The organism is Synechococcus sp. HK01-R, assembly GCF_014217855.1.
In the GTDB taxonomy this organism is placed as follows: domain Bacteria; phylum Cyanobacteriota; class Cyanobacteriia; order PCC-6307; family Cyanobiaceae; genus Synechococcus_C.
In genome coordinates, this window is sequence record NZ_CP059059.1 from 1,521,148 (window position 1) to 1,534,063 (window position 12,916).

At 62.2% G+C, this 12,916-nt stretch carries 14 protein-coding genes; 9 read left to right on the forward strand and 5 right to left on the reverse strand.

The annotated features are described in order from the left end of the window. The first annotated feature begins 1 nt into the window (after nucleotide 1). The 3 genes from H0O21_RS08135 to H0O21_RS08145 are packed head-to-tail and all read left to right on the forward strand — an operon-like array spanning nucleotide 2 to nucleotide 3,232. Entirely contained in the window at nucleotides 2-238 is a 237-nt protein-coding gene (locus tag H0O21_RS08135; protein WP_131454793.1) for a GIVxVP protein, read from the forward strand. 32 nt (nucleotides 239-270) lie between these two features. Further along, complete coding sequence (locus tag H0O21_RS08140; RefSeq protein WP_255440944.1) at nucleotides 271-1,530, forward strand: histidine kinase; 1,260 nt, start codon at nucleotides 271-273, stop codon at nucleotides 1,528-1,530. Between the two features lie 28 nt (nucleotides 1,531-1,558). Continuing rightward, on the forward strand, nucleotides 1,559-3,232 hold the full coding sequence (locus tag H0O21_RS08145) for an NAD(P)/FAD-dependent oxidoreductase (RefSeq protein WP_185189320.1): 1,674 nt from the start codon (nucleotides 1,559-1,561) through the stop codon (nucleotides 3,230-3,232). Here H0O21_RS08145 and pgeF read toward each other — a convergent pair. From pgeF to H0O21_RS08160, 3 genes are read right to left on the reverse strand one after another with little or no spacing between them, the layout of a single operon-like run. After that, complete coding sequence (pgeF, locus tag H0O21_RS08150; RefSeq protein ID WP_185189321.1) at nucleotides 3,217-4,008, reverse strand: peptidoglycan editing factor PgeF; 792 nt, start codon at nucleotides 4,006-4,008, stop codon at nucleotides 3,217-3,219. The two genes, H0O21_RS08145 and pgeF, sit on opposite strands and share 16 nt — an antisense overlap. After that, nucleotides 4,005-4,919, reverse strand: a complete 915-nt coding sequence (locus tag H0O21_RS08155) for a Tab2/Atab2 family RNA-binding protein (RefSeq protein ID WP_185189322.1) — start codon at nucleotides 4,917-4,919, stop codon at nucleotides 4,005-4,007. Before H0O21_RS08155 ends, pgeF begins: the two co-directional genes overlap by 4 nt. After that, nucleotides 4,916-6,214 carry a S1 RNA-binding domain-containing protein gene (locus tag H0O21_RS08160; RefSeq protein WP_185189323.1) on the reverse strand — a complete coding sequence of 433 codons (1,299 nt, stop codon included), beginning with the start codon at nucleotides 6,212-6,214 and terminating at the stop codon, nucleotides 4,916-4,918. Before H0O21_RS08160 ends, H0O21_RS08155 begins: the two co-directional genes overlap by 4 nt. 69 nt (nucleotides 6,215-6,283) lie before the next feature. On the opposite strand from H0O21_RS08160, the gene H0O21_RS08165 reads away from it, so the two are divergent. From H0O21_RS08165 to folE, 6 genes are all read left to right on the forward strand, one after another. Beyond that, nucleotides 6,284-7,105 (forward strand): creatininase family protein, encoded by an 822-nt coding sequence (locus H0O21_RS08165; RefSeq protein ID WP_185189324.1) that lies wholly within the window; start codon nucleotides 6,284-6,286, stop codon nucleotides 7,103-7,105. A gap of 74 nt (nucleotides 7,106-7,179) precedes the next feature. Further along, on the forward strand, nucleotides 7,180-7,911 hold the full coding sequence (locus H0O21_RS08170) for an aldehyde oxygenase (deformylating) (protein WP_185189325.1): 732 nt from the start codon (nucleotides 7,180-7,182) through the stop codon (nucleotides 7,909-7,911). A 202-nt stretch (nucleotides 7,912-8,113) separates the two neighbouring features. After that, nucleotides 8,114-9,154, forward strand: coding sequence for a long-chain acyl-[acyl-carrier-protein] reductase (locus tag H0O21_RS08175; RefSeq protein ID WP_185190943.1), 1,041 nt, complete (start codon nucleotides 8,114-8,116; stop codon nucleotides 9,152-9,154). Between the two features lie 20 nt (nucleotides 9,155-9,174). After that, nucleotides 9,175-10,164: an acetyl-CoA carboxylase carboxyltransferase subunit alpha gene (locus H0O21_RS08180; protein ID WP_131454453.1), complete on the forward strand. Its 990-nt coding sequence runs from the start codon at nucleotides 9,175-9,177 to the stop codon at nucleotides 10,162-10,164. Between the two features lie 24 nt (nucleotides 10,165-10,188). Next, on the forward strand, nucleotides 10,189-10,896 hold the full coding sequence (locus H0O21_RS08185) for an SDR family oxidoreductase (RefSeq protein WP_185189326.1): 708 nt from the start codon (nucleotides 10,189-10,191) through the stop codon (nucleotides 10,894-10,896). Between the two features lie 11 nt (nucleotides 10,897-10,907). After that, nucleotides 10,908-11,654 (forward strand): GTP cyclohydrolase I, encoded by a 747-nt coding sequence (gene folE, locus H0O21_RS08190; RefSeq protein WP_185189327.1) that lies wholly within the window; start codon nucleotides 10,908-10,910, stop codon nucleotides 11,652-11,654. Between the two features lie 12 nt (nucleotides 11,655-11,666). On the opposite strand, the gene H0O21_RS08195 is transcribed toward folE, so the two are convergent. Continuing rightward, complete coding sequence (locus H0O21_RS08195; protein WP_185189328.1) at nucleotides 11,667-12,179, reverse strand: hypothetical protein; 513 nt, start codon at nucleotides 12,177-12,179, stop codon at nucleotides 11,667-11,669. A 26-nt stretch (nucleotides 12,180-12,205) separates the two neighbouring features. After that, nucleotides 12,206-12,880, reverse strand: coding sequence for a phosphoribosylanthranilate isomerase (locus H0O21_RS08200; protein WP_185189329.1), 675 nt, complete (start codon nucleotides 12,878-12,880; stop codon nucleotides 12,206-12,208). Nucleotides 12,881-12,916 lie beyond the last annotated feature (36 nt).

The window sequence follows — 12,916 nt, forward strand, 5'->3', positions numbered from 1 at the left end:
GATGGAGCGCAATCGTGTTGCGGCAGGCGTGGTGATGGTGCCCTGTGTGCTGCTTGGGGCCGCGTTCTTGAGTACGGCGGTGTGGACCGAAGCGGCCGGGGAGAACCGACCTCTGGCAGCGGTGATCGGTGTTCTTCTGATGCTGGCAGGTCTGGCGTCCTTGCGTCTGCCAGCTGTGGCCGACGCGGATCTGCCCGATCCTGTGACAAAGCCGGACGGGGTTGAAGACTCTCCCTAGCTTGAAGTCTTCAGAACGCACCCCTCCCTGCCATGGCCGCCTCGCCGGAGGCTCCCTTTCAAGATTCTGCTGTTTCAGGGCCCCTCGGCCCTGATCGGGAGGAGCGGGTTCTTGGGACGTTCGGGTGGCGTCAGGGTCGCCGCTTGAGGCAGGGGGCCATCGTTTTGGCGACTCTGCTCGGTTGTCAGGCCATGGCAGCGGCGCAGATGCCGAGGGCCTCTGTAGCCGTGCTTCTCCCCACTGGGCCCGATCGGGCGAGGGTGTCCTTCCTCGATGGCTTTCAACTCGGACAGGATGCCGTGCGCTCCTGCGGTCTTAAGCCCCTCATCCCCGACTGGCGACCGTTTGCCTGGGATGGAGATCCGCTCGCCTTGTTCCCATCTGGGACGGTGCCATCGCTAGTGGTTGCTCCCTATGCGGCTGATCTGCGTGCCTTCAGCAAGCTGGCGGAGATCAGTGATGCTCGCGTCTTGCTGCCCCTGCAGAGAGGTGCCTCCCTTCAGAGACTGAAGGGCCTGGATGCCGGCGGTCGGCTCTGGCCGCTCGTACCTTCGCGGGAGGAGGATTACCGCGCCCTGGCCACCGATGCCTTGAAACGAGGCTGGAAGCGGCTTGTGGTGGTGCGTGACCCCACAACCCTGCAGGGCGAGGCTGCCGCCGCCTTTGTGGAGCTGTTCCAGGGCGATGGGGGGCAGGTGCTCTCGTACAACGAGACCCTGCTGCAGGATGTGGATCCTTCCCGTCCTGAACAGCTGTCGCAGTTGGCGCAGGATTTGGCCTGGCTGGCTCCTGATGCCATGGTGCTGGCGGCTCCTCCGGATGGTGCGCTTGCTCAGGCCCTGCGCCAAGCCCAGCGGCAGGGTGAGTTCGTCCCGGCACATCCCACCTGGATCTGGCTTTTGCCTGCGGATCAGGCGGCCAGGCTGCCATCTCAGGACTGGCCCCAGCTGGCTCTGAAGCGCCCGGCGGTGGGGCCTGCCTGGGCTGCCTTCGCCAATCGCTTTCAGCAGCGCTTTGGTCGGGAACCTGATCAGTTGGCCGCGGCTGGTTATGAGACAGCGCGTGTTCTTGCCCTCTCCACGCTGGCACCATCACCCGTCTCCAGCGAGGGAACCCGTGATCCCCTCGGCTGGATCGATCCGGATGCCGAGGTCAGCCCCCTGTGTGAAGCGATGGCGCGTCGTCGTGATGGACAAAGGGTGCGACTGGAGGGAGTGGCCAGCCGCTTTGATCTGCGTGCCGGTCAGGCCCCCTCAGGCCGTGCCAGCACCCGCCTGATTGCGGCTCAGTAGGTTTGAAAGGGTTCGGCGGGCGACGCGCGTGTTGCGCTTGAGCGAAGTGCGGTTACCCCTCGACCATGGGGTTGAGGATCTCGAGGTTGCGATCCTGCGTCGGCTTCGGCTGCCGGCCGATCAGCTCCTTAGCCATCGGCTTGTCAAGCGCAGCATCGATGCCCGTCGTCGCGAGCGAATTCAGATCATCTATAGCGTCGATGTTGAGGTGCAGGATGAGCGTGCGCTGCTCCGGCGCCATCGCGGCGAAGCCCGTCTACGTCCTGCACCTGAGACTGATTACCGCGCCGTGGGCCTGGCGCCAGAGGGGTTCCCCAGCGCACAGGAGCAGCGTCCGGTGGTGGTGGGGGCTGGTCCCTGCGGCTATTTCGCAGCCTTGCTGCTGGCACAGATGGGCTTCAGGCCCTTGCTTCTCGAACGTGGTCAGCCCGTGCGGCAGCGCACCGGTGACACCTTCGGCTTCTGGCGCGGTGCCCTGCCTCTGAACCCTGAGTCGAACGTGCAGTTCGGCGAGGGGGGCGCTGGCACCTTCTCCGATGGAAAGCTCTACAGCCAGGTCAGTGATCCTGAGCATTACGGCCGCAAAGTGCTGGAGGAGCTAGTGGCCAGCGGTGCCAACCCAGAGATCCTCACCGTGCATCGCCCTCATATCGGCACCTTCAAGCTCGCCACGGTTGTGCGCGGGCTTCGATCCAGAATCGAGGCCCTGGGCGGGGAGGTGCGCTTCGGAGCCCTGGTTGAGGAGTTGCTGGTCGAACCGCTCCAGGCCGAGGCGGAGGGGCAGAGCCAACGCCTGGTGGGGGTTCGATTGGCTGATGGCTCGGCTTTGGCTTGCCGGCATCTTGTTCTGGCACCTGGGCATTCCGCCCGCGATACCTTCGCGATGCTGGAGCGGGTGGGTGTGGCGATGGAGGCCAAGCCGTTCGCGGTTGGTTTACGCATCGAACATCCGCAGCCACTGATCGATCGCGCCCGCTGGGGGCAGCAGGCGGGGCATGCGCGCCTTGGTGCCGCGGAGTACAAGCTCGTGCATCACGCCAGCAATGGACGCTGTGTTTACAGCTTCTGCATGTGCCCCGGAGGCCTTGTGGTGGGTGCCACCAGCGAACTAGGCCGCGTGGTGACCAACGGGATGAGTCAGCACTCTCGGAATGAACGCAATGCCAACAGCGGTTTAGTGGTTCCTGTTCAGCCTGAGGATCTAGAGCCGTTTGAACGCTATTCAGGAGATCCACTGGCAGGCGTGGCCTTTCAGCGCGCACTCGAAGAACGGGCTTTCACCCTGGGTGGAGAGGACTACAGCGCTCCTGTGCAGCGTTTGGAGGACTTTCTCTCCGGCAGCCCATCCACAGCCCTAGGCCTGATTCAACCCTCGTATCAACCAGGAGTTCGCCCTGCCGATCTTCGTGATGCTCTGCCTGCGGCCATGATTGAGGCACTGCAGGAAGCTCTGCCTCGTTTCGCGACACGCCTTGAGGGCTACGACCATCCAGACGCCATTCTCACTGGAGTGGAAACCCGCACCTCCTCACCGGTGCGCTTGACCAGGGATCAGCGGGGAGAGTCGATCAACACCCAGGGGCTGATGCCGGCGGGAGAGGGCGCCGGTTATGCCGGTGGGATCCTTTCAGCGGCGATCGATGGAATCCGTGCAGCAGAAGCAGTGGCTCTTCGTTTGCTTGAGGTTCAGAGCGGCGCCTGAGCAACGATGCCGCTCCACTGCACAGCCTTCACCTGATCCCGTCGCCAGGAATGGAAGAGATCCGGCTCGCTAACCGTGCAGAGAGGGCAGACGCTGATTCGCTCAGGTCGTAGGCCATGGCCAATGAGTTGGGCGCGGGCCGCCTGACGGATGTCGAGCCGACAGCGACCCGGTTCTGGATCATCGCTGGCGATGCCCTCCTGAAGGTTGGGATCAATGGAGGCGATGACCTGATCCGCTACGGAATCCTCCACCTGATAACAAGCTCCACTCACGGCAGGACCAAGGGCCACCACCAGGTCGCTTTGACTGGCGCCGCGTTGCTCGAGGAGGGCCACTGCTTCGCCCAGGATTCCGCTCGCCACACCACGCCAGCCGGCATGGCAGGCCGCCGCATGGCCGGTGCCTGGATCTGCGAGCAGTACTGGGGTGCAGTCAGCACCACAAACCCAGAGGCTTTGCCCTCCCCTGTCGCTGACCAGTCCATCGGCCTCCGGCCAGGGAGGACCGCTGGCCGCCGAGGCCTCCAGCACCCGTGAGCCGTGCACCTGCTGGGGACGGTGCACGCTGACGCCGGCCGAGAGATAGGCCGCCAACACATCCGGGGCTCGGCCCTGCCAGCGCCTGGTAAAGAATCCATGCTCAAAGCCCTGGTCCTGCAGCAGGTCTGCGCTCAGGTAGTAGCCCCCGTAGCAGCCAACCCAGGTCCATCCGTTCAGGGTGTTGAAGCGGGTATCAGGCTGGGCGAGCGGATCGCGCTCCTGGTCTGCGCTCATGGCTCCGGCTGGTCCCGGAGCATCCAGAAGCCCTCAAACCGAGGGGTGTCAGGCGTGGCCTGCACGGCAATGAATTGCAGACCCTTGACCTGTTCACGGGCTGAAGCCAGCAGCTCGATCGTCTCAGCTGCCGCATCGGCACTGAGGTCGGTCACCAGCCAGGTGTCGTCTTGACCGGCATCCAACACCAGTTGTTGACCGTCGACTCGAAGGCGCACTGGTTCAAGCCCACCGAGCCATCCGGCCAGGGCGAGGGCACGGGAACGGCTGAACAGCCGCAGTCCTGGCACCGAAAGCTCTGGATCAAGGCTGTCGGAAATCGGCAGCAGGTCGCTGAATCCCAAAGGCCAGTCGGCGGCCTCCCTGAGGCTGCCCAGAGGCAGGCTGGCCAAGCTGAGTGCATCACCTCGAACCGCCTCAGGGAGAGGGACGGCCGGGGTGCTGACGGGCGCTGGAGGGGGAGCGAGTGGACCGCTCATGTAGCCCTCCTCGAGCGGATACACCTCTTGATCGCGCTGGGCCAGCCAGTCGATCAGTGCATAGGTGCGGCGGCTGGAGATCACATCCAGTTCCAGTTCGGCAGCGGCTCGCAGCACCATCGTGCGCATGGCACTGCGCCATGAACGCAGGCGCCGCGGTGGTGCCCATCCCTCCCTGCTGGCCTGTTCAAGCGCATCCCGCAGAGCGGCGGCCAGCCAGGTGGAGTTGACGTCTCCAGCGGGGCAGCGCCGTTCGAATCGAAAGGGCTCAGCTCCTGAGAGATCCGGTGTTCCGGTGATCAGGAGTTCCCAGCGTTTCTTCCCGTCGGGTTCGAGAATCGGCCTGGAATAGAAATCAAGCTCCCAATCGGCCTGACGGGCTGACTGAGAGCTCGCGGTCGCGTCGCTCGACGGGGGGTCGGCCGTGATCATCCGGCGGATTGTTCCTGCTGCCTGAGGACGTTACGAGCCCTGTTGGCCCTGTCGGCGGCTTCTGCCATCACTTTGTCTTTTTCGATGAGCAGCTCACCGGGCTGCCCTTCCAGCATGGCGGTGTTCAAGGCGATCCGCCCCCGTCCAGGGTCGAGTTCAGTAATCAGGGCCTTGACCGTGTCGCCCTGATCGAACACCTCGCGCAGGGAGCGCATGCTGCCTCCGGTCACCATCGACTGGTGCAACAGGCCACTGATACCGCCGAGATCCACGAAGAAGCCGTAGGGCTTGACCGCCACCACCGTGCCTTCCACCAGCTGACCGACCTCGAGTTCCGCAAAGCGGGCGGCGGTGGCTGCCCGCTTTTCAGAAAGCACCAGTTTCCTGGTTTCGGAATTGACCTCCAGGAAGGCGACGCCAAGGGTCTTGCCCACTAAGGCTTCGTGGTTTTCACCGTCCTGCAGCTGGGAGCGGGGAACAAAGCCGCGCAGACCCTCCAGGTCGCAGGTCACGCCGCCGCGGTTGAAACCGCTGACCTTCACCTGAACAACCTTCCCTTCCTTTTCGAGCTGCTTCACCTTGTCCCAGCTCTTGCGCAGGGCCAGCGCACGGCAGCTGATCGTGACCATGCCATCCGCATTCTGTTCGCGGGTGACCAGCACCTCCACTTCCAGTCCCTTGGGGAAGCGCTCCTTCAGGTTGGTGATCACCCCGAGCCCGCATTCACTCTTGGGCATAAATCCGGGTGCTTTACCTCCGATGTCCACGTAGACACCGTCGCTTTCCATCCCGATCACGATCCCGGTGACCACTTCTCCGGTGGTACCGACTGGTTCGTTCTCATCGAGTGCCGCGAGGAAGGCATCCTCATCGAAATCGAAATCATCCACGCTGCGGCTGGCGGCACGAGCAGCCGGCTGCTGCTGGCCGGCACCACCGCCTCGGCTCTGGTCTGCGGGGCCCAGAAGGTCTGCCATGGTCAGCCCCTCAAGTTCGGAGCTGTCGAAGCGGCTGTCGTCCTCTGAATCCGCAGCAACGGATCGCTGCGGCGGAGCTGGCCGGCTGGGGGCCTTGGGGGCCATTGGGCTGCCGGCGGCTGCGGCAGCTTGCTCGAGGGCTCTGGCACGCTCTTCCGCTGCCGCAGCCGCAGCCCTGGCTTCCTCGGCTTCCTTGAGCAGCCGCTCCTGCTCCTCCTTTTTGCTGATGTGCATCACCAGCTGGGGTTTGCGTGGTGCTTCCGCCGATGGCACTGCAGGTTTCGGCTGCTTGGGCTGCGGACTGCCGGATCCGGCCATGGGCCCTGGGGGGTGTCGATCGGACAGTCTGACAGGCAGGGTGGAGATTGAGCGCCGTCTTCAGTCGTGATGCTTTCCCCACTGAATCGTCTGGATGCGTTGAGCTGGCCTCAGGTGAAGGCCGCCCTGAATCGAGAAGGTTCCACGGTGGTTTGGCCCTTCGGCGCCTGTGAACAACACGGTCCTCAACTGCCTTTGACCACCGATGCGCTGTTCGCTGAACGAATCCTTCAGGTGGTCCTGGAGCAACTGCCTTCTGAGCTGCCGATCTGGGCTTTGCCTGTGCAGGCCATCGGGTTTTCTCCTGAGCACGCTGGCTTCCCAGGCACGCTCAGCCTTTCGGCCGATCTCCTGATCCGTCTGCTCGAGGAGGTGGGTTCTCAGCTGGCCGATGCGGGAGCGCAGAGGTTGGTGTTGTTCAACGCCCATGGTGGGCAAATCGGTTTGCTTCAGGCGGCGGCTCGCAGCCTGCGGGCCCTTCGGCCTTCCCTGGCGGTGCTGCCCTGTTTCCTTTGGAGTGGCGTGGCGGGTCTGGAGGCCTTGCTTCCCGAGCAGGAGGCTCGGGAGGGGCTCCATGCCGGTTTAGCGGAGACAAGCCTGATGCTGGCGCTCGCTCCCCATCTGGTCGGCTCCGAGCGGCCCGTTGATGGCCTCCATCACGATCCGTCGCTGCCGGCCACACCTCCTCCAGGTTGGAGTCTGGAGGGGCATGCCCCCTGTGCCTGGTTCACCAGGGAGCTCAGTGCAACCGGCGTGATCGGGGACAGCCGTCAGGCATCAGAGGCGCTGGGGAAGGCACTCGAGGACGCCCTGGTTCGCCATTGGCTGGATCGCTTCCAGGCCTTGCTTGCCAGTGACTGGCCTCCGAGAGCGCAGGTCATCAGGTTGTGATCTCAGAACGCGGAAGCAGTCCAACAGCGGATGTGCTGGTTACAGTCGGTCCCATTGCTCATCACGAGAGACCCATGCCGACCCTCGAGACGTCTGAGGTCGCCGTCCTTGAAGACCAGTCAGGGTCCGCATCCCAGCTGCCCGACTTCACCAGCGCGGCCTACAAAGACGCCTACAGCCGCATCAACGCGATCGTCATCGAGGGCGAGCAGGAAGCGCACGACAACTACATCGCCCTTGGCACGCTCATCCCTGAGCAGCAGGAGGAGCTGGCCCGTCTGGCACGCATGGAGATGAAGCACATGAAGGGCTTCATGTCCTGCGGACGCAATCTCGGAGTTGAGGCCGATATGCCCTTCGCCCGTGAGTTCTTTGCTCCCCTGCACGGCAACTTTCAGGCGGCGCTCAAGGAGGGCAAGGTGGTCACTTGTCTCCTGATCCAGGCACTCCTGATTGAGGCGTTCGCCATTTCGGCCTATCACATCTATATCCCGGTGGCCGATCCCTTCGCTCGCAAGATCACTGAGGGTGTGGTGAAGGATGAATACACCCATCTCAATTACGGCCAGGAGTGGCTCAAGGCCAACTTCGAAGCCAGCCGAGACGAGCTGATGGAGGCCAACAAGGTCAACCTCCCCCTGATCCGCTCCATGCTCGAGCAAGTGGCTGCCGACGCCTCTGCTCTGCAGATGGAGAAAGAAGACCTGATCGAGGATTTCCTGATCGCTTACCAGGAAGCGCTCAGCGAGATCGGCTTCAGTTCCCGCGATATCGCCCGTATGGCCGCGGCTGCTCTCGCCATCTGAGCCCACTGTTGAGGGCAATCATTTGATCTGAGGGCAATCTTCCGGATCTCAGGCCTCGGTTTTTTAGGCCTGGGATCCGACGCTCCGGTTCTGCTTCGTGCACACTCACGTAGCTTCGGATACATGCTTTCGTGGGAGCATGGCAGGCCAGGCCGCCTTCCCTTGTGCCCCTGGCTTTAAATCTGTTGAACGTCGGCGGGACATGTTTGGTCTGATCGGACACTCCACAAGCTTTGAGGCTGCCCGGCGTAAAGCCTCGGAGCTTGGATTCGATCACATCGCCGAAGGGGATTTGGACGTGTGGTGCAGCGCACCCCCTCAGCTGGTCGAGACCTTTGACGTCACCAGCCCCACCGGCACCACCATTACCGGTGCCTATATCGACTCCTGCTTCGTGCCGGAGATGCTGAGTCGGTTCAAGACCGCGCGTCGCAAGGTTCTCAATGCGATGGAGCTTGCTCAGAAGAAGGGCATCAGCATCACAGCCCTCGGCGGCTTCACCTCGATCATTTTCGAGAACTTCAATCTGCTTCAGCATCAGCATGTGCGCAGCACGACCCTGGAGTGGGAACGCTTCACCACGGGAAATACCCACACCGCATGGGTGATCAGCCGTCAGGTCGAAGTGAACGCGCCCCTGCTAGGGATTGACCTCTCCAAGGCCAGGGTGGCTGTGGTGGGAGCCACTGGAGACATCGGCAGCGCTGTTTGCCGTTGGCTTTCGCAGCGCACCGGAGTGGCTGAATTGCTGTTGGTGGCCCGTCAGCAGCAGCCCCTGCTTGATCTGCAGCAAGAGCTTGGTGGTGGACGCATTCTCACCCTTGAGGAAGCTCTTCCAGAGGCGGATGTGGTGGTTTGGGTCGCAAGCATGCCCCGCACACTTGAAATCGACGCCAGCACATTGCGTCAACCCTGCCTGATGATTGATGGCGGTTATCCCAAGAATCTCGACGCTCGTGTCGCTGGCTCAGGCGTTCATGTGCTCAAAGGTGGCATTGTCGAGTTCAGCACCGACATCGGCTGGACCATGATGGAGATCGCTGAGATGGAAAAGCCGCAACGACAGATGTTTGCCTGTTTCGCTGAAGCAATGCTTCTGGAATTTGAGGCCTGTCATACGAATTTCAGCTGGGGTCGCAACAACATCACGCTCGAGAAGATGGACTTCATTGGTGCAGCATCCCAGCGCCACGGTTTCTCCACGCTCAATCTGCCCACCTCGGTTCAGGCCGCTGCAGCCTGAACTCTTCCCCCATCTCTGTCATGGCCCGTCGTCCCCTGCTCGATTTTGAGAAGCCCCTGGTGGAGCTGGAGCAGCAGATCGAGCAGATTCGACAGCTGGCACGCGACTCAGAGGTCGATGTGAGCCAGCAGCTTCTGCAGCTGGAGACCCTGGCCGCCCGGCGACGTGAAGAGATCTTCTCCAACCTGACGCCCGCGCAGAAGATTCAGGTCGCTCGTCATCCCCATCGTCCGAGCACCCTGGATTTCATTCAGATGTTCTGTGACGACTGGGTTGAGCTCCATGGTGATCGCCGCGGAAGCGATGATCAGGCCCTTGTGGGAGGTCTGGGCAGAATCGGATCGCGTTCCGTGCTTCTGCTTGGTCATCAGAAGGGGCGGGACACCAAGGAAAACGTGGCCCGCAATTTTGGGATGGCCACTCCTGGGGGCTATCGCAAGGCCTTGCGTCTGATGGATCACGCCGATCGTTTTGGTCTGCCGATCTTGAGCTTCATCGACACACCAGGGGCCTACGCCGGTCTGCTGGCCGAGGAGCAGGGACAGGGTGAGGCGATCGCGGTCAACCTGCGTGAAATGTTCCGATTGCGCGTGCCGATCATCGCAACGGTCATTGGCGAGGGCGGTTCAGGTGGTGCTTTGGGAATTGGTGTGGCCGATCGCCTGTTGATGTTCGAGCACAGCGTCTACACCGTGGCAAGTCCGGAGGCTTGTGCGTCCATTCTTTGGCGCGATGCAGGGAAGGCCCCTGAGGCGGCAGCGGCTCTGCGCATCACCGGCCCTGACCTCCAAAGCCTCGGAGTGGTGGATGAAGTGCTCCCTGAGCCGGCTGGAGGCAACAATTGGGCCCCTCTTCAGGCCGGTGAAGTGCTCAAGGAAGCGATTGAGCGCCACCTGAGCGAACTCGAGCTGCTGTCTCCTAATGATCTGCGGGAGCAGCGGTACCGCAAATTCCGCGCGATGGGTCGGGTCCTGTCGTCGGGAACTCCGGAAATCGATCCGGCTGTCTAGGGTGTCTCGGCTTGCAAGGCCGATTTGCCTTCTGTTCTGATCACCGGTGCTTCACGAGGCATCGGTCATGCGACAGCACGACGCTTCGCCGATGCCGGATGGGATCTCCTTTTGGTGTCCCGCAGTGAGGCGGCTCTTCAGTCTCTTGCCTCGGAGTTGTCCAGCACCGGTCGCAAAGTGCACTACCGGGCCATTGACCTGAGTGACCCCGAAGCCATCGCTACCGGCGTGGAGGAACTCCTCAGCTTGGGGCTGCGTCCTTCCGTGCTCATCAATAACGCAGGCGCTGCCTGGACCGGTGAGCTCCTGGACATGCCCCTTGACCGCTGGCAGTGGTTGCTCCAGCTCAATCTCACCAGCGTCTTTCAGATCTGTGCAGCAGTGGTGCCGGTGATGCGCCCCTCCGGAGGTCTTGTCATCAATGTGAGCAGCCATGCTGCTCGCAACGCCTTCCCAGGCTGGGGGGCGTACTGCACCACCAAGGCTGCTCTGGCTAGCTTCACCCGATGTTTGGCAGAGGAGGAGCGAAAGCATGGAGTGCGTGCTTGCACGCTCACGCTCGGTGCAGTGGATTCCCCTCTCTGGGATTCCCCCACGGTGCAGAGCGACTTCGACCGCCGTGCCATGCTTCCTGTCGATCAGGCAGCGGCAGCCCTCCTCCATCTCGCTCAGCAACCTGCTACGCAGGTGATTGAGGATCTCACTCTGATGCCAGCAACTGGCGCTTTTTAAACCCGGCATTCATGACTTCTACGCTTTCCGCCTCAGCCAACGGTCTCAGCCGTGAAAAAGCCCCGGTGCTGCCCCAGAGCATCTCTGCCAGGATTCGGGCCCGCCTGAAAGCAGCTGACGCCAGCTTCCTGGCGAACGACAATATTGCTGATTACATCCTCGAGGGTGAACTTGAGGGGTTGGAATGTGAGGTTGCGGATCGCGTTCGTGATCTTCTTCGCGCTCTTGTGATTGACATTGAGAACGATCACAACACCGAAGAGACAGCCGAGCGTGTTGCGCGCATGTATCTCCAAGAGGTGTTCAAGGGTCGCTACCACCAGCAGCCCAAGGTCGCCAGTTTCCCCAACGTCAAAAATCTCGATGAGATTTATACCGTGGGTCCCATCACGGTGCGCTCCGCCTGTTCGCACCATCTGGTGCCGATCATGGGCAACTGCTGGATCGGGATCAAGCCTGGTAGCCGGGTGATCGGTCTTTCCAAGTTCACCCGTGTGGCCGATTGGGTCTTCTCAAGGCCTCACATTCAGGAGGAAGCCGTAATGATCCTGGCGGACGAAATCGAGCGACTCTGTGAACCACAGGGTCTTGGCATCATTGTTAAAGCCCAGCACTACTGCATGAAGTGGCGTGGTGTTCGTGAGCCGCAGACCAGCATGGTGAACTCGGTCGTGAGGGGAGACTTCCGTCACGACCCAAGCTTGAAGCAGGAATTTTTTGAATTGGTGCGTCAGCAGGAAGCCCTTCTGAGCACCTGACCACCCACAGCGTCAGTTCACAGGCACAGGTCCGATTGTGTTGCTGTTCACGCGGCTCACGTTTCCGTTCTGGTCGGTGACTGTCAAAACAGCCATCACTGAACTGCCTGCATCGTCAGGCCCGATGGTGTAGATGCTCTCGCTCACGTCCTGCACCAAGATCCAGGCCCCGTTGCCTTGGCGGCGGTACCAGTGGAGATGAACGGCTGACATGGATCCGCCATTCAGCATCAGCTCTGCCTTCAGCAGCTGCCCCTGTCGGGCCTCACCCACCAGTACAAAACGCTGCAGATCGCTGATGGTCTGTTGGATCCGTCCTTCAGCCTGGAGACCACTGCTGATCTCCCCATCCAGCACCTGGATCTGCTGCTGAGGATCCGCCGTCATCCCTGGCACGCACTGAAGGCTTCCGTTCTCGAGCCGGCATCCCGCCAGCATTCCCTGACTGCGCACGCCAGGGGTTCCCAGGAATGCAAGCACGCTGGCGAGTCCTAGGGGGGCCAGGCGGATCAGTGCGGATCCCATCAGTCAAAAGAGGTTGGGCGCTCAAGCTATCCCTGGTTGCTCCCGATGGCGTCAACCAGGGCCTGCACTTTTTGAAGGTCTTTCAAGCCCGGGGAAATTTCCAGGCGACTGGAGGCATCCAGTCCATCGGGCTGAACGCGTTCCAGCAGGTCTGGGATCCACTCCGCACTGATCCCCCCGGCCAGCCACCAGGGCAGGCTGGACGGACGCAGGCTTTGTAGGGTCTGGAGCCAGTCGAGATTCAGGCGATGCCCGGTACCACCGAGCTGCTCAGGGCTCCAGGCGTCGAGCAGTAGGGCATCAACGCAGTCCTCGTAGGCGGCGAGTTGCTCCAGATCCGCTGGCTCCCGGATCCGCATGGCTTTCCACCAGCGCACCTCAGGGTGACGCTGCCGCAAGCTGCGGCAGCGTTCAGCCGATTCGCCTCCATGCAGCTGCACCACGCTCGGTGCGCCGTCACCGCAGAGAGCCGCTGCTAACGCGGCATCGTCGAGGTTGGCGACCACCCAGACCCGCTCCAGGTCTGGGAACGACCTCTGAAGGCCAGCGAACAATTCACGGCGTTCCGTTGCATTCAGGTGTCTCGGGGATTCCGGTACTCCAATCACACCGATCGCCTCCACACCCATGGCTGCGACTGCGTGGGCCTGCTGTGGGTCCTTCAGGCCACAGATCTTCAGGTTCGGGCGTCGCTTGGGCATGACGGGCACAGTTTCTAGGATTGAATCAACTCGGGA

Coding starts and splice junctions, on each gene's coding strand:
- H0O21_RS08140 (WP_255440944.1), top strand. CDS start 271: ATGGCCGCCTCGCCGGAGGCTCCCTTTCAAGATTCTGCTGTTTCAGGG.
- pgeF (WP_185189321.1), bottom strand. CDS start 4,008: ATGAGCGCAGACCAGGAGCGCGATCCGCTCGCCCAGCCTGATACCCGC.
- H0O21_RS08165 (WP_185189324.1), top strand. CDS start 6,284: ATGCTTTCCCCACTGAATCGTCTGGATGCGTTGAGCTGGCCTCAGGTG.
- H0O21_RS08175 (WP_185190943.1), top strand. CDS start 8,114: ATGTTTGGTCTGATCGGACACTCCACAAGCTTTGAGGCTGCCCGGCGT.
- H0O21_RS08160 (WP_185189323.1), bottom strand. CDS start 6,214: ATGGCCGGATCCGGCAGTCCGCAGCCCAAGCAGCCGAAACCTGCAGTG.
- folE (WP_185189327.1), top strand. CDS start 10,908: ATGACTTCTACGCTTTCCGCCTCAGCCAACGGTCTCAGCCGTGAAAAA.
- H0O21_RS08135 (WP_131454793.1), top strand. CDS start 2: ATGGAGCGCAATCGTGTTGCGGCAGGCGTGGTGATGGTGCCCTGTGTG.
- H0O21_RS08200 (WP_185189329.1), bottom strand. CDS start 12,880: ATGCCCAAGCGACGCCCGAACCTGAAGATCTGTGGCCTGAAGGACCCA.
- H0O21_RS08180 (WP_131454453.1), top strand. CDS start 9,175: ATGGCCCGTCGTCCCCTGCTCGATTTTGAGAAGCCCCTGGTGGAGCTG.
- H0O21_RS08195 (WP_185189328.1), bottom strand. CDS start 12,179: ATGGGATCCGCACTGATCCGCCTGGCCCCCCTAGGACTCGCCAGCGTG.
- H0O21_RS08155 (WP_185189322.1), bottom strand. CDS start 4,919: ATGATCACGGCCGACCCCCCGTCGAGCGACGCGACCGCGAGCTCTCAG.
- H0O21_RS08170 (WP_185189325.1), top strand. CDS start 7,180: ATGCCGACCCTCGAGACGTCTGAGGTCGCCGTCCTTGAAGACCAGTCA.